General features: G+C 40.3%; 25 protein-coding genes. All 25 read right to left on the reverse strand.

Features of this window, described 5'->3' with window-relative positions; all coding sequences use genetic code 11:
• Positions 1 to 10: 10 nt before the first annotated feature.
• Positions 11 to 187: a 50S ribosomal protein L30 gene (gene rpmD, locus BACPLE_RS04600; protein WP_007559368.1), complete on the reverse strand. Its 177-nt coding sequence runs from the start codon at positions 185 to 187 to the stop codon at positions 11 to 13.
• 11 nt (positions 188 to 198) lie between these two features.
• Positions 199 to 714, reverse strand: a complete 516-nt coding sequence (rpsE, locus tag BACPLE_RS04605; protein ID WP_007559369.1) for a 30S ribosomal protein S5 — start codon at positions 712 to 714, stop codon at positions 199 to 201.
• 6 nt (positions 715 to 720) lie between these two features.
• On the reverse strand, positions 721 to 1,062 hold the full coding sequence (gene rplR / locus BACPLE_RS04610) for a 50S ribosomal protein L18 (protein ID WP_007559370.1): 342 nt from the start codon (positions 1,060 to 1,062) through the stop codon (positions 721 to 723).
• A gap of 21 nt (positions 1,063 to 1,083) precedes the next feature.
• Positions 1,084 to 1,653, reverse strand: a complete 570-nt coding sequence (gene rplF, locus BACPLE_RS04615) for a 50S ribosomal protein L6 (RefSeq protein WP_007559371.1) — start codon at positions 1,651 to 1,653, stop codon at positions 1,084 to 1,086.
• A gap of 17 nt (positions 1,654 to 1,670) precedes the next feature.
• Positions 1,671 to 2,066 (reverse strand): 30S ribosomal protein S8, encoded by a 396-nt coding sequence (gene rpsH / locus BACPLE_RS04620; protein WP_007559373.1) that lies wholly within the window; start codon positions 2,064 to 2,066, stop codon positions 1,671 to 1,673.
• 58 nt (positions 2,067 to 2,124) lie between these two features.
• Positions 2,125 to 2,424, reverse strand: a complete 300-nt coding sequence (gene rpsN, locus BACPLE_RS04625) for a 30S ribosomal protein S14 (RefSeq protein WP_007559374.1) — start codon at positions 2,422 to 2,424, stop codon at positions 2,125 to 2,127.
• Positions 2,425 to 2,430: 6 nt separating this feature from the next.
• Positions 2,431 to 2,988 carry a 50S ribosomal protein L5 gene (rplE, locus tag BACPLE_RS04630; RefSeq protein WP_007559375.1) on the reverse strand — a complete coding sequence of 186 codons (558 nt, stop codon included), beginning with the start codon at positions 2,986 to 2,988 and terminating at the stop codon, positions 2,431 to 2,433.
• A complete protein-coding gene (gene rplX / locus BACPLE_RS04635) occupies positions 2,988 to 3,311 on the reverse strand; it encodes a 50S ribosomal protein L24 (protein WP_007559376.1) in 324 nt (107 codons plus the stop codon). The genes rplE and rplX overlap by 1 nt, the downstream gene beginning before the upstream one ends.
• A gap of 20 nt (positions 3,312 to 3,331) precedes the next feature.
• Positions 3,332 to 3,697 carry a 50S ribosomal protein L14 gene (gene rplN / locus BACPLE_RS04640; RefSeq protein ID WP_007559377.1) on the reverse strand — a complete coding sequence of 122 codons (366 nt, stop codon included), beginning with the start codon at positions 3,695 to 3,697 and terminating at the stop codon, positions 3,332 to 3,334.
• 2 nt (positions 3,698 to 3,699) lie between these two features.
• Positions 3,700 to 3,957, reverse strand: coding sequence for a 30S ribosomal protein S17 (gene rpsQ, locus BACPLE_RS04645; protein WP_040312450.1), 258 nt, complete (start codon positions 3,955 to 3,957; stop codon positions 3,700 to 3,702).
• 11 nt (positions 3,958 to 3,968) lie between these two features.
• A complete protein-coding gene (gene rpmC / locus BACPLE_RS04650; RefSeq protein WP_007559379.1) occupies positions 3,969 to 4,163 on the reverse strand; it encodes a 50S ribosomal protein L29 in 195 nt (64 codons plus the stop codon).
• Between the two features lie 5 nt (positions 4,164 to 4,168).
• A complete protein-coding gene (rplP, locus tag BACPLE_RS04655; protein ID WP_007559380.1) occupies positions 4,169 to 4,600 on the reverse strand; it encodes a 50S ribosomal protein L16 in 432 nt (143 codons plus the stop codon).
• A 20-nt stretch (positions 4,601 to 4,620) separates the two neighbouring features.
• Positions 4,621 to 5,352, reverse strand: coding sequence for a 30S ribosomal protein S3 (gene rpsC, locus BACPLE_RS04660; protein ID WP_007559382.1), 732 nt, complete (start codon positions 5,350 to 5,352; stop codon positions 4,621 to 4,623).
• Positions 5,353 to 5,358: 6 nt separating this feature from the next.
• Positions 5,359 to 5,766 (reverse strand): 50S ribosomal protein L22, encoded by a 408-nt coding sequence (gene rplV, locus BACPLE_RS04665; protein ID WP_007559383.1) that lies wholly within the window; start codon positions 5,764 to 5,766, stop codon positions 5,359 to 5,361.
• A gap of 38 nt (positions 5,767 to 5,804) precedes the next feature.
• The gene (gene rpsS / locus BACPLE_RS04670; protein WP_007559385.1) at positions 5,805 to 6,074 is read right to left on the reverse strand and encodes a 30S ribosomal protein S19; all 270 of its coding nucleotides are present in this window, start codon (positions 6,072 to 6,074) and stop codon (positions 5,805 to 5,807) included.
• A 25-nt stretch (positions 6,075 to 6,099) separates the two neighbouring features.
• Positions 6,100 to 6,921, reverse strand: coding sequence for a 50S ribosomal protein L2 (gene rplB, locus BACPLE_RS04675; RefSeq protein WP_007559387.1), 822 nt, complete (start codon positions 6,919 to 6,921; stop codon positions 6,100 to 6,102).
• A gap of 7 nt (positions 6,922 to 6,928) precedes the next feature.
• On the reverse strand, positions 6,929 to 7,219 hold the full coding sequence (gene rplW / locus BACPLE_RS04680) for a 50S ribosomal protein L23 (protein ID WP_007559388.1): 291 nt from the start codon (positions 7,217 to 7,219) through the stop codon (positions 6,929 to 6,931).
• Between the two features lie 20 nt (positions 7,220 to 7,239).
• Complete coding sequence (gene rplD / locus BACPLE_RS04685) at positions 7,240 to 7,869, reverse strand: 50S ribosomal protein L4 (protein ID WP_007559390.1); 630 nt, start codon at positions 7,867 to 7,869, stop codon at positions 7,240 to 7,242.
• Entirely contained in the window at positions 7,869 to 8,486 is a 618-nt protein-coding gene (rplC, locus tag BACPLE_RS04690) for a 50S ribosomal protein L3 (protein ID WP_007559391.1), read from the reverse strand. The genes rplD and rplC overlap by 1 nt, the downstream gene beginning before the upstream one ends.
• A 20-nt stretch (positions 8,487 to 8,506) precedes the next feature.
• Positions 8,507 to 8,812 (reverse strand): 30S ribosomal protein S10, encoded by a 306-nt coding sequence (rpsJ, locus tag BACPLE_RS04695; RefSeq protein ID WP_002558075.1) that lies wholly within the window; start codon positions 8,810 to 8,812, stop codon positions 8,507 to 8,509.
• Between the two features lie 94 nt (positions 8,813 to 8,906).
• On the reverse strand, positions 8,907 to 11,024 hold the full coding sequence (gene fusA, locus BACPLE_RS04700) for an elongation factor G (RefSeq protein ID WP_007559392.1): 2,118 nt from the start codon (positions 11,022 to 11,024) through the stop codon (positions 8,907 to 8,909).
• 29 nt (positions 11,025 to 11,053) lie between these two features.
• Entirely contained in the window at positions 11,054 to 11,530 is a 477-nt protein-coding gene (gene rpsG / locus BACPLE_RS04705) for a 30S ribosomal protein S7 (protein ID WP_007559393.1), read from the reverse strand.
• Positions 11,531 to 11,679: 149 nt separating this feature from the next.
• Positions 11,680 to 12,087 carry a 30S ribosomal protein S12 gene (rpsL, locus tag BACPLE_RS04710; RefSeq protein WP_007559394.1) on the reverse strand — a complete coding sequence of 136 codons (408 nt, stop codon included), beginning with the start codon at positions 12,085 to 12,087 and terminating at the stop codon, positions 11,680 to 11,682.
• 186 nt (positions 12,088 to 12,273) lie between these two features.
• A complete protein-coding gene (locus tag BACPLE_RS04715; protein WP_007559395.1) occupies positions 12,274 to 12,597 on the reverse strand; it encodes a DUF3467 domain-containing protein in 324 nt (107 codons plus the stop codon).
• Between the two features lie 202 nt (positions 12,598 to 12,799).
• On the reverse strand, positions 12,800 to 14,689 hold the full coding sequence (locus BACPLE_RS04720) for a DEAD/DEAH box helicase (RefSeq protein WP_007559396.1): 1,890 nt from the start codon (positions 14,687 to 14,689) through the stop codon (positions 12,800 to 12,802).
• Positions 14,690 to 14,710 lie beyond the last annotated feature (21 nt).

The raw sequence follows: 14,710 nt of genomic DNA on the forward strand, positions 1-14,710 counted from the left end.
TAACAATATATTACTTAACGATTGCTACCAGGTGTTTAACCTTTTCAATCATACCCAGAATTGAAGGAGTCTCTTCGTGTTCAACCACACGATTCAATTTACGGAGACCAAGTGCATCCAAAGTTCTTTTCTGATCAGCCGGAGCACCAATTCTACTCTTTACTTGTTTAATCTTAATAGTTGACATACGATTCCTCCTTATCCTCTAAATACTTTATCCAAACTTACACCTCTGTTCTGAGCAACCATGCGAGCATCTCTCATTTCGCTCAAAGCCAAGATAGTAGCCTTAACCAGGTTGTGAGGGTTAGACGATCCTTTAGACTTAGCCAACACATCTGTCACACCAACACTTTCCAATACAGCACGCATAGCACCACCTGCTACCACTCCTGTACCTGTTGAAGCAGGCTTAATAAATACTTCAGCTCCACCAAATTTAGCAGACTGTTCGTGAGGAACAGTACCTTTTAATACAGGAACACGAGTCAGGTTCTTCTTTGCAGCTTCAACACCTTTAGCAATTGCAGCTGTTACTTCACCTGCTTTACCAAGGCCCCAGCCAATAATACCATCTTCGTTACCTACTACTACAATTGCAGAAAAACTAAAAGTTCTACCACCTTTTGTAACCTTAGTAACGCGGTTGATTGCAACCAATCTATCTTTTAATTCTATATCGTTAGTGATCTTAACTCTATTATTAACTGCCATAATTCATTAAAATTTAAGTCCACCGTTACGAGCAGCATCAGCTACCTCTTTTACTCTCCCATGATACAAGTAACCATTACGGTCGAATACGACAGTCGTAATACCAGCTTCCTGAGCTTTCTTTGCAATCAGCTCACCAACTTTAGCAGCCTGTTCTTTCTTAGGCATAGCTTCCATGCCCAAAGATGAAGCAGCAACCAGTGTCTTACCACTTAAATCGTCGATAACCTGAACATAAATCTGCTTGTTACTTCTAAACACACTCATACGCGGACGTTCAGCAGTACCTGAAATCTTATTGCGTACTCTATATTTAATCTTAATACGTCTTTCTATTTTTGTTGTCATAATTGTACGATTTTATGTGAATTATTTAGCGCCAGCTGACTTACCAGACTTTCTACGAATTTCTTCACCAACAAACTTAATACCTTTTCCTTTATAAGGTTCAGGCTTACGGAAAGAACGTATTTTTGAACAAACCTGACCAAGCAGCTGTTTGTCACAAGATTCCAATATGATAAGAGGGTTCTTATTTCTTTCAGATTTAGTTTCTACCTTGATTTCGGGAGGCAACTGCATAAAGATATTATGAGTATAACCCAAAGCGAAATCAATGATATTACCGTTATTAGAAGCACGGTAACCTACACCGACTAATTCCAATTCTTTCTTGTAACCTTCAGAAACACCTACAACCATGTTGTTAATCAATGCACGATACAAACCATGGAATGCATGACGCTGTTTCAGGTTATCAAGCATAGCTTCTTCGTTTTCCTTCAACACCACGTGTCCGTCTGCAACCTCTACAATGATAGCAGGATTTACAAACTGACTCAACTCACCTTTAGGTCCTTTTACGTTCACAACATTTTCCTTCAGAGTAACTGTTACTCCAGCAGGGATACTAATGGGTAATTTACCAATTCTTGACATTGCTTATCCTCCTAACATTAATATACATAGCAAAGAACTTCACCACCAATCTTCAGTTCAGCAGCTTCTTTGTCTGTCATAACACCTTTGGAAGTAGATATAATAGCAATACCTAATCCATTAATAACTCTCGGCATGTCTTTGTATCCAGTATACTTACGCATACCTGGAGTAGATACTCTTTCAAGTTTCTTGATAGCGTTAACCTTGTTAACTGCATCATACTTCAGAGCCACTTTGATAGTACCCTGAGGACCGTCTTCAACAAACTTGTAGTTCAGGATGTAACCTTTATCAAAAAGGATTTTTGTAATTTCCTTTTTCAAATTTGAAGCAGGTACTTCCACCACTCTGTGCTTAGCACTAATTGCATTTCTCAATCTAGTGAGATAATCTGCGATTGGATCTGTCATAAAAATTAATTGTTAAATTAATCAGGACTACCCTGACAATATTTAATAAAAAAATAAATTACCAGCTTGCTTTCTTAACGCCAGGAATCAAACCGTTTGAAGCCATTTCACGGAACTGAATACGTGAAATACCGAACTGACGGATATAACCTTTAGGACGGCCAGTCAGTTTACAACGATTGTGTAAACGAATAGGATTAGCGTTCTTAGGGATAGCCTGCAACTTCTGAGCTGCTTCAAAAGCTTCTACAGGATCACCAGAATTTACAATCTTCTTCAACGCAGCACGCTTCTCAGCATATTTAGCAACAAGTTTAGCTCTTCTTACTTCACGAGCCTTCATTGATTCTTTTGCCATATCTTATCAATCTTTTTTAGCGTTTTTAAACGGTAATCCGAATTCTTTCAACAAAGCATAACCTTCTTCGTCAGTCTGGGCAGAAGTTACAAAAGTAATGTTCATACCCAAAATCTTGGTGATGCTATCAATGTTGATTTCAGGGAAGATAATCTGTTCCTGAATACCCAATGTATAGTTTCCTCTTCCGTCAAATTTGCTTTCAATACCTTTGAAGTCACGGATACGTGGTAATGCAACGCGAACCAGTTTTTCAAGGAATTCATACATTCTTTCACGGCGCAAAGTTACCATCACACCGATAGGCATTTTCTTACGCAACTTAAAGTTAGCGATATCCTTACGAGAAACAGTAGCCACAGCTTTCTGTCCTGTAATAGCAGTCAATTCATTGATTGCCACATCAATAATCTTCTTGTCAGCTACCGCCATACCCAAGCCTTGATTGATTACAATCTTCTTAAGTACAGGGATTTGCATTGATGAAGAATACTGGAATTGATTCTTCAAAGCAGGAGCAATGCGCTCTGCATATTCTTTCTTAAGGCTAGCAGTATTACTCATTATTTAATCTCCTCTCCTGATTTTTTAGCATAACGAACAAATGTTCTTCCATCAGAACTTTCTCTTCTACCCACACGAGTCGGTTTTCCTGTTTTCGGGTCTACAGGATTCAGGTTAGAGATGTGAATAGGAGCTTCCTGCTTCACAATACCCCCCTGAGGATTCTTTGCGTTAGGTTTGGTACTCTTAGATACCATATTGATACCTTCTACCAGTGCACGTCCTTCTTTAACAAGAACCTTCAATACGCGGCCAGTTTTACCCTTATCTTCACCAGAGTTTACGTAAACTGTATCGCCTTTTTTAATATGTAATTTACTCATTACTTAAATCTTTTACAAAATTAAAGTACTTCAGGTGCAAGTGAAACCACTTTCATGTTTGCGTTACGCAATTCTCTCGCAACCGGGCCAAAAATACGACTTCCTCTAATTTCACCTGCGTTATTCAGCAATACGCAAGCATTGTCATCAAAACGAATGTAAGAGCCGTCAGCACGACGGATTTCTTTCTTTGTACGTACAATCAAGGCCTTAGATACTGCACCTTTTTTAATATCACTTGAGGGGATAACACTCTTTATTGAAACTACAATAACATCCCCAACAGAGGCGTAACGTCTCTTTGTACCGCCTAATACGCGGATACAAAGAGCTTCTTTCGCACCACTGTTGTCACATACTGTAAGTCTGGATTCTGCTTGTATCATAATTACTTAGCTCTTTCAATAATTTCAATCAATCTCCATCTCTTAGTTTTACTCAAAGGACGAGTTTCCATGATGCGAACAGTATCGCCAATCTGGCATTCATTCTTTTCGTCATGAGCATGGTATTTTTTCGTTTTAGAAACGAACTTACCATAAATAGGGTGTTTTTCTTTAAACTTAGCAGCAACAGTAATGGTCTTATCCATTTTATTGCTAACTACAACACCAGTTCTTTCTTTTCTTAAATTTCTAGCTTCCATGAGGACCATTATTATTTGTTAAGTTCTCTCTGACGCAATTCTGCTTTCATACGCGCAATAGTTCTGCGTAACTTCTTAATCTGTGCAGGATTTTCCAGCGGAGAGATCGAATGATTTAAAACCATTTGATTGTAATTGGCAACTTCAGTCTGAATTCTTTCTGCCAATTCGTTGGTAGCTATTTCTCTAATTTCTGCAATCTTCATATCAATTAAGCATTTTGACTTGCGTCGTAATCACGTCTAACAATAAACTTAGTTGTAACAGGAAGTTTCTGTGCAGCAAGACGCAGAGCTTCTTTTGCTACATCGAAAGATACACCTTCTACTTCGATCAAAATACGACCTGGAGTTACAGGTGCTACGAAACCTTCTGGAGAACCTTTACCTTTACCCATACGTACATCGGCTGGCTTACGAGTAATAGGTTTGTCCGGGAAGATACGAATCCAAATCTGACCCTGACGCTGCATATATCTTGTTACAGCAATACGAGCTGCCTCTATCTGACGACCTGTAATCCATTTAGTCTGAAGAGACTTGATGCCAAAAGAACCAAAAGCCAACTGATGTCCTCTTTGGGCGTTACCTTTAGCGCTACCTTTCTGCTGTCTTCTGAATTTTGTTTTTTTCGGTTGTAACATAATTCCTAAAATTCAAATCGTTAGCGATTGTTATTTTTCTTTCTGCGGAAGTTCTTTCCACCATTGTTACCGTTTCCTCCACGGTTGTTTTCTTTGCTCTGAGTGAAGTTTGGAGCCAACTCACGTTTTCCATACACTTCTCCACGGCAAATCCAAACCTTGATACCCAGCAAACCAACTTTTGTCAAAGCTTCAGCATGACAATAATCGATATCTGCACGGAAAGTATGCAATGGAGTACGTCCTTCCTTGTACATTTCTGAACGAGCCATTTCAGCACCATTCAAACGACCAGAGATCAGCACTTTGATACCTTCAGCTCCCATACGCATTGTGTTGGCGATAGCCATCTTGATAGCGCGACGGTAAGCAATTTTACCTTCTACCTGACGAGCGATGTTGTTAGCTACAATCACAGCATCAAGTTCCGGTCTCTTAACTTCAAAGATATTAATCTGGATATCCTTATCGGTGATCTTCTTCAACTCTTCTTTCAGTTTGTCAACTTCCTGACCACCTTTACCAATGATAATACCCGGACGAGCAGTACATACAGTAATTGTCACCAATTTCAGAGTACGTTCAATAACGATTCTTGAAACGCTGGCTTTTGCAAGTCTGGCATTCAGATATTTACGAATTTTGCTGTCTTCCAGCAAAGCGTCACCATAATTCTTGCCACCGTACCAATTAGAATCCCATCCTCTGATAATTCCTAAACGGTTGCTTATCGGATTAACTTTCTGTCCCATCTACTCTTAATTTTTATCATTAGTATTCTTAGAATCAACGAACAAAGTCACATGGTTTGAACGTTTACGAATTCTGTAACCTCTACCCTGTGGAGCCGGTCTCATTCTTTTCAAGGTTGCTCCCCCGTCAACATAAATCTTAGTTACAAACAATTCGCCGTCTTCAGCTTTACGTTCGTTTTTCTGTTCCCAGTTAGCAATAGCAGAGCGTAACAATTTTTCCACTCTTGCAGAAGCTTCTTTAGAAGAAAACTTCAAGACACCAAGTGCTCTATTTACCTCCATACCACGAATCATGTCAGCCACGAGACGCATTTTACGCGGAGAAGTAGGCACATTTTGCAATTTTGCAAAATACATGGTTTTAAGGGCTTCTTTTCTCTTTTCAGCCGATATTTTTTTTCTTGCTCCCATTATTTATTACTTTATTATTTCAAATGTGCGTCCTGTTATTATTTTTTCTTGTTACCTGCATGACCACGGAAAGTACGAGTTGGTGCAAATTCACCCAACTTATGACCAACCATGTTTTCAGTAACGTAAACAGGAATAAATTTGTTTCCGTTGTGAACTGCAATTGTATGCCCTACGAAATCAGGCGAAATCATTGAAGCTCTAGCCCATGTCTTAACAACTGATTTCTTGCCGCTTTCATTCATAGCCAGCACCTTGTTTTCCAGTTTTACATTAATATATGGACCTTTTTTTAATGAACGACTCATAAATTACTCAATTAATCAGTTGTTATTACTTTCTTCTTTCAATAATATACTTAGAAGACTGTTTCTTAGGTGCTCTTGTCTTCAAGCCCTTAGCATACAAGCCTGTACGTGATCTCGGGTGACCTCCTGACTGACGTCCTTCACCACCACCCATCGGGTGATCAACAGGGTTCATAACAACACCACGGTTGTGAGGACGACGGCCCAACCAGCGAGAACGACCAGCCTTACCTGATGATTCCAATGCATGGTCTGAGTTACCTACACTACCGATAGTAGCTTTACAAGCACTCAAGATTTGTCTTACTTCACCTGAAGGCAATTTGATTACACAATATTTACCTTCACGAGATGTCAACTGAGCAAAGTTACCAGCCGATCTTACCAAAGCAGCACCCTGACCCGGACGTAATTCAATGTTGTGAATTACAGTACCCACGGGGATGTTTTCAAGAGGAAGTGCGTTACCAATCTCAGGCGCCGCATTCGCTCCAGACATCAAAGTGCTACCTACTTGCAATCCATTAGGAGCAATGATATATCTTTTTTCACCATCAGCATAAAACAACAAAGCGATACGAGCCGAACGGTTCGGATCATATTCAATTGTTTTAACGACTGCTGGAACACCGTCTTTATTTCTCTTGAAATCAATAATACGGAATTTTCTCTTGTGACCACCGCCGATATAGCGCATTGTCATCTTACCTACGTGGTTACGACCACCAGTAGAACGCTTTCCATATACAAGAGATTTTTCTGGTACCGATGCAGTAATTTCTTCAAAAGTACCAATAATTTTGTGTCTCTGCCCCGGTGTTGTGGGCTTAAATTTACGTACTGCCATCTTTTATTTAAATATTGCTATAAAAATCAATAGTATCACCTTCTTTCAATGTAACGATAGCTTTCTTATAAGCATTTGTACGTCCATTGATAAGACCAGACTTAGTATAACGGCTCTTATTCTTTCCTGCGTAGCGAATTGTATTTACGTCTACTACAGTCACATTATACATAGCTTCGATTTCACGCTTAATTTCTAATTTGTTAGCTTCAGGACGAACAATAAATCCAAAGCGGTTGAACTTTTCAGATATTGCCGTCATTTTTTCTGTAACCAACGGTTTAATAATCATTCCCATATTACTTCAGCCTCCTTTAATTATTTCACTAAGGTTTCCTCGATAGCTTTCAAAGCACTTTCTGTCACAACAAGAGTTTCTGCGTTCAATACAGAGTATGTATTCAGCGCAGAAGCAATTGCAAGATTTGTACGCTCTAAGTTACGAGCAGACAAATATACGTTTTTATTTGCTTCCGGCAAAACCATAAGTAGCTTTTTACCAGCCACTTTGAGATTATTCACAACATTTACAAAATCTTTAGTCTTAGGAGCTTCAAAAGTAAAGTCTTCTACTACTACGATGTTGTTAGTCTGTGCCTTATATGCCAATGCAGATTTACGAGCCAAAACTTTCACTTTCTTGTTCAATTTGAACCAATAATCGCGAGGTTTAGGACCAAAAACGCGAGCACCACCCACCAATACTGGAGAGTTGATATCACCACGACGTGCACCGCCGCCACCTTTCTGACGACCTAATTTACGAGTAGAACCACTGATTTCGCTTCTTTCCTTAGACTTGTGAGTACCCTGGCGCTGATTAGCCATATACTGCTTCACATCCAGATAGATAGCGTGATCATTTGGAGTGATTCCGAAGATAGCTTCGTTCAAAGCAACCTTTTTGCCGGTATCTTCACCCTTAATATTTAATACGTTAACTTCCATTATTTCTCAATTATTACGATTGAACCTTTGCAACCCGGAACAGAACCTTTAATCAACAGCAAGTTGTGTTCAGGAATCACTTTTAATACCTGTAAGTTGTGAGTAGTTACTCTGTCACCACCCATTTGTCCGCCCATACGCATTCCTTTGAATACTTTAGCAGGGTAAGAACAAGCACCGATAGAACCCGGTTTGCGGGCACGGTTGTGCTGACCGTGAGTAGTCTGGCCTACACCACCAAATCCATGACGTTTTACAACACCCTGGAAACCTTTTCCTTTAGAAGTACCAATTACATCTACATAAGCAGTGTCATTGAACAATTCTACAGTGATAGTGTCACCTAAATTCAATTCTTCTGAGAAATCTTTGAACTCGGCCAAGTGTCTCTTTGGAGTTACTCCAGCTTTCTTAAAGTGACCCATCAACGGTTTAGTAGTGTGCTTTTCCTTCTTGTCCTGGAAACCTACCTGAACAGCTGCATAGCCATCTTTTTCTACACTCTTAATCTGAGTAACTACACAAGGACCAGCTTCGATAACAGTGCATGGTACATTCTTACCATCAGCACTGAAAACGGATGTCATTCCGATTTTCTTTCCTAATAATCCTGGCATTTCAGTTAATTTTTAATTGATTAAACTTTAATTTCTACTTCTACCCCACTCGGTAATTCCAATTTCATCAAAGCGTCTACTGTCTTAGCAGTTGAGCTGTAGATGTCAATCAGTCTCTTGTAAGAAGACAATTCAAACTGTTCACGTGACTTCTTGTTAACGAAAGTCGAACGGTTTACAGTAAAAATACGTTTGTGTGTAGGCAATGGAATAGGACCGCTTACAATAGCACCTGTAGCCTTCACAGTTCTTACAATCTTTTCTGCTGACTTGTCTACCAAGTTGTGATCGTAAGATTTCAGTTTAATTCTGATTTTCTGACTCATTTGTTTATTAAATTATTAATTGTTTATATTGGGAAGGAAGCTTGAGGACTAAGAGTCATTCGCTAGTCCTCATCAACTTCCATCCTATTTCTTTTTATACCAAGTCTACGCGACCTTTAACTTCTTCCAGTACAGTCTTAGCGATTGAGCTAGAAACCTGAGCGTGGTGATCGTAAGTCATTGAAGAAGTTGCACGACCTGAGGTGATAGTACGCAAAGCAGTTACATAACCGAACATTTCAGCCAATGGAACCATTGCTTTTACGATACGAGCACCAGAACGGCTTGTTTCCATACCTTCTACCTGACCACGACGTCTGTTCAAGTCACCGATTACATCACCCATGTTTTCTTCCGGAGTTACAACTTCCAGCTTCATGATCGGCTCCATCAGAACCGGACCTGCCTTCACACAAGCATTCTTGTATGCCTGGATAGCACAGATTTCGAAAGACAACTGGTCAGAGTCAACCGGGTGGAATGAACCATCCTTCAAAACGACCTTCAAAGAATCAAGCGGATAACCAGCCAATACACCGTTCTTCATTGCAGTCAAGAAACCTTTCTGAACTGAAGGAATGAATTCCTTAGGAACGTTACCACCCTTCACTTCATCGATAAACTGCAGACCACCCTGTTTGAAGTCTTCATCAACTGGACCTACAGAAACGATGATGTCAGCAAACTTACCACGACCACCAGACTGTTTCTTGTAAACTTCACGCAATTCAACTGTCTTAGTAATTGCTTCCTTGTAGCTAACCTGAGGACGACCCTGATTACATTCAACCTTGAACTCACGTTTCAGACGGTCGATAATGATATCCAAGTGAAGCTCACCCATACCAGAGATAACTGTCTGTCCTGTCTGTTCATCAGTCTTCACAGTAAATGTCGGGTCTTCTTCAGCCAACTTAGCCAAACCGTTAGACAACTTGTCAAGGTCTTTCTGAGTCTTAGGCTCTACTGCGATACCGATAACCGGTTCCGGGAAGTCCATTGATTCAAGAACGATCGGAGCAGTTTCATCGCAAAGAGTATCACCAGTGCGAATATCCTTGAAACCTACACCAGCACCAATATCACCAGCGCTAATTACTTCCACAGGATTCTGCTTGTTTGAGTGCATCTGGAACAAACGAGATACACGTTCCTTCTTTCCTGAACGAGAGTTGTAAATATATGAACCAGCTTCTACTTTACCTGAGTACACACGGAAGAAAGTCAAACGACCTACATACGGGTCAGTAGCAATCTTAAATGCCAAAGCTGAAGTCTTTTCATCTTCATCCGGTTTACGGTCTTCTTCAGCACCTGTGCTCGGGTTAGTACCAACGATGTTCGGAGTATCCAGCGGAGAAGGCAAGAATGCACATACATAATCAAGCAATGTCTGTACACCTTTATTCTTGAATGAAGATCCACACAACATCGGAACGATTTCCATCTTCAAAGTACCTGCACGCAAAGCACGCATTACTTCTTCCTCTGTAATTGTAGAAGGATCATCGAAATATTTCTCCATCAAAGCTTCATCAAACTCAGCTACTTTTTCGAGCATCTTATCTCTCCATTCCTGAGCTTCGTCTACCAAGTTTGCAGGGATTTCTTCTACATCATAGTCAGCACCCATTGTTTCATCGTGCCACAAGATAGCTTTCATCTTAATCAGGTCAACTACACCTTTGAAAGATTCTTCTGCACCGATAGGAATTACAACCGGACATGGATTAGCACCCAATACATCCTTCATCTGACGAACAACTTCGAAGAAGTCAGCTCCAGAGCGGTCCATCTTGTTAACATAACCGATACGAGGAACATTGTATTTATCAGCCTGACGCCATACTGTTTCTGACTGAGGTTCAACACCACCTACAGCACAATAAGTAGCCACAGCACCATCCAATACACGGAGTGAACGTTCTACTTCCGCAGTAAAGTCCACGTGTCCCGGAGTGTCAATCAAGTTGATTTTATACTTGTTACCAGCATACTTCCAATAAGTAGTTGTAGCAGCTGAAGTAATAGTAATACCACGTTCCTGCTCCTGTTCCATCCAGTCCATGGTAGCAGCACCATCGTGTACCTCACCAATCTTATGAGTCAAACCTGTGTAAAACAAGATACGTTCAGAAGTAGTTGTCTTACCAGCATCGATGTGCGCCATGATTCCGATGTTACGGGTCAAATGCAAATCATGTTTAGCCATTTTAATTCGTCTTAAAGTTATTAACTAGATTAAAATCTGAAGTGAGCGAAAGCACGGTTAGCTTCAGCCATACGGTGCATATCTTCCTTACGCTTGAAAGCACCACCCTGTTCGTTATACGCATCAAGGATTTCTGCAGCCAATTTATCAGCCATTGACTTTCCACCACGTTTACGGGCAAAAGCAATCAGATTCTTCATAGAGATTGACTCCTTACGATCCGGACGAATTTCGGTAGGAACCTGGAAAGTAGCACCACCAATACGGCGAGATTTTACTTCCAACTGAGGAGTTACGTTATCAAGAGCTTTTTTCCAAACTTCCAATGCTGAAGTTTCTTCACCCGGAAGCTTAGTTTCAACTGTTTTCAGTGCGTTGTAGAAGATTTCGTAAGAAGTATTCTTCTTTCCATCATACATCAGATGGTTTACGAACTTAGAAACCTTCTGATCATTAAATACTGGATCCGGAAGGATCACACGTTTTTTTGGTTTTGCTTTTCTCATTTTGTTTGATAATAATGTTTAGTTTGGGGCTGCATCTCTGTCTACTTCAACGCTTCCTCCGAAGCATTTACTCAACCTTAAAGCTTTTCCAACAAACCAAAACGAATTTATAAAAGTTTTTTCTTAATAAGGATTGTACTCAGCGAGGATTATTTCTTACCCTTTCCTGCCGGAGCTGCCTGTCCTGGTTTCGGACGCTTAGCGCCATACTTAGAACGTCTCTGTGTACGGCCTGCTACACCTGCTGTATCCAGTGTACCACGAACGATGTGATAACGTACACCCGGAAGGTCTTTCACACGACCACCACGAACCAAAACGATTGAGTGTTCCTGCAAGTTATGTCCTTCTCCCGGAATGTAAGAGTTCACTTCCTTAGAGTTTGTCAGACGCACACGAGCAACTTTACGCATTGCTGAGTTCGGTTTTTTCGGAGTTGTAGTGTAAACACGCACGCAAACGCCACGTCTCTGAGGACATGAATCCAATGCCGGTGATTTACTCTTATCAACCAAAACCGTTCTTCCTTTTCTTACTAACTGTTGAATAGTAGGCATTTTGTTTGATTTTTAATTGTTATATATTTGTTTCTTATTGTTTCTACAATCCTTGTCGAAATACTACATTTCGGGCTGCAAAATTACAAATAACTTTTTAATAGACAAACTGTTTTTAAAAAGAAAAAAGCTCATTTCCCGAAAAAAACGGGAAATGAGCCTTTTGAATCCGCTATTTATATTTTTTTAAGCTTCTCCTTTGAAATCGCTCAACGGCGGGACGAAAGTTTTTCCACCTTGTGCCTGTTGTTCCGGCATCCGAATCTGACCAAAATTCTGTTCATACTTAGTGACATTGTCCTGCAATGCAAACATCAGGCGCTTTGCATGTTCCGGAGTCATTACAATACGAGATTGAACGCCTGCTTTCGGCAAACCCGGCATCACACGTACAAAGTCAAGGATAAATTCAGAGCTTGAATGAGTAATAATTGCAAGATTCGCATAAGTTCCCTGTGCCACTTCTTCTTTTAGTTCTATCTGAAGCTGATTTTTGTTTTCGTTTTCCATAATGATTAAACTGTTTAATGAATTTATACGGCAAATGTAGGAAAAAAGTTGGAGTAAACTAATAAATCACATTCTTTTTCTAGCTTACACGCCCATAATCCACTTCAAAAAACTTTTTGTCTGCCCATCTCTTCATGAAAAGACTGTTATAAAAATAGTTTTTCAAATAAGTAAAAGCGGAAGGAGTCCCTTCCGCTTTTACTTATTTTTTACGTTTGCTGCGTTTAGCCCAACCTTCTTCTGAGAAATCAGGTTCCTCTCCACGAAGCGGTTGATTATCCTGCTGGAAAAACTGTTTCCAGTCATCCTTTTTTTTCGGGCCGCGAGGACTGGTATACCCTCTTTCTTCCCGACTTGGTTTCTTCGCCTTCTCTACTTTTGAAGGCTTATCTGCTTTCTTTTCAGTCGCTACTTTCTTTTTCTTTCCGCTCTTATCGCTTTTCCCTGTATTCTCACCCGCAATCTCTACACAAACTTTACGTCCCCCGCTCAATACAACTTTATTCAAAGCCTTTATCACCTGAGGAGCTTGTTCTTGAATCACTTCAAAAAACGAGAAATTCTGCATCAAATCAATACGACCAATTTGGATTCGTTCTTTTTTCAGGTTGCGATTTACCAAATCTATAATCTGATTCGTATAAAATCCATCTGTTTTTCCCAAATTCAAGAATAAACGCGTATATCCTTTCTCAGCTTTACGGCCAACTTTTTCTTTATCTCCTTTACGAGATTCTTTCGTTTCCGCTTTTTTATCATTAGCCTTAGGTTGCTCTATCTCAGGTGCATTCTTATAATAATCCAAGAAACGGTTAAACTCCAAAGAAACAACACGTTTAATCAAATCCTCTTTACTCAGCCAATCAAGTTTACGATAAATTCCTGGAAGGAAAGTCTCGATTTCCTCCTCACTTACCTTTACCTTTTCAATATCATCAATAACCTTTATCAACTGCTGTTCGCAAATTTCCTTTCCGGTAGGCAACTCGCTAACTTCAAATTTTTTCTTGATAATACGCTCAATCTCGCGCATTTTACCCTTTTCGCGCAAATTAATAATGGCAATCGAAATTCCTGTTTTTCCGGCACGTCCTGTACGACCACTCCGATGCGTATAGCTTTCAATATCATCCGGCAAACCGTAATTAATCACATGAGTCAAGCTGTCCACATCCAACCCACGGGCTGCCACATCCGTTGCAACAAGAAGCTGCAAATGGCGTTGACGGAACTTCTGCATTACCAAATCACGTTGAGCCTGACTCAATTCTCCGTGTAAAGAATCTGCACTATATCCATCTTGTATAAGTTTATCAGCAATCTCTTGAGTTTCTTTTCGTGTACGACAAAAAACAATGCCATAAATTTGAGGATAAAAATCAACCACACGCTTCAGAGCCAGATATTTATCCTTCGCATGTACGATATATGCTACATGATTTACATTCTTGCTCCCTTCATTCTTCGTTCCGATAGTAATTTCCTTCGCATCGTGCAAATAGGTTTTAGCAATACGAGCAATTTCCGGACTCATCGTTGCGGAAAACATCAATGTATTTCTATCGTTCGGGACATTCTCAAGAATTGTATTTATACTATCCGTAAAACCCATGTTCAGCATCTCGTCAGCCTCGTCCATCACGACGTCGCGGACAGTTTCCAAACGGGCTACTTTACGTTCCATCAAGTCAATCAAACGGCCGGGAGTTGCTACAATAATGTGCACACCTCTTTTCATACTACGGATTTGACTATCGATGGAAGACCCGCCATAGACCGGCAAAATCTTCAAATCTGTAATATACTTAGAGTAGTCAGTCAAGTCACCTGCAATTTGCAGACAAAGTTCACGTGTCGGGCAAAGCACCAATGCCTGCGGCACACAATTTTTCACATCAATCTTCTGAATCAGCGGCAGACCAAATGCGGCTGTTTTTCCGGTTCCGGTTTGTGCCAGAGCCACTACATCATTGCCGTTTCCCAACAAATACGGGATCACTTCTTCCTGCACGGGCATGGGATTTTCATATCCCATTTCCTCAATTGCCTTGCGTATTTCTTGCGAAACGCCAAGTTCTTCAAATGTTTTCATTCAATTCAAATATCTAATTTG

Source organism: Phocaeicola plebeius DSM 17135, from assembly GCF_000187895.1.
Taxonomy (GTDB): domain Bacteria; phylum Bacteroidota; class Bacteroidia; order Bacteroidales; family Bacteroidaceae; genus Phocaeicola; species Phocaeicola plebeius.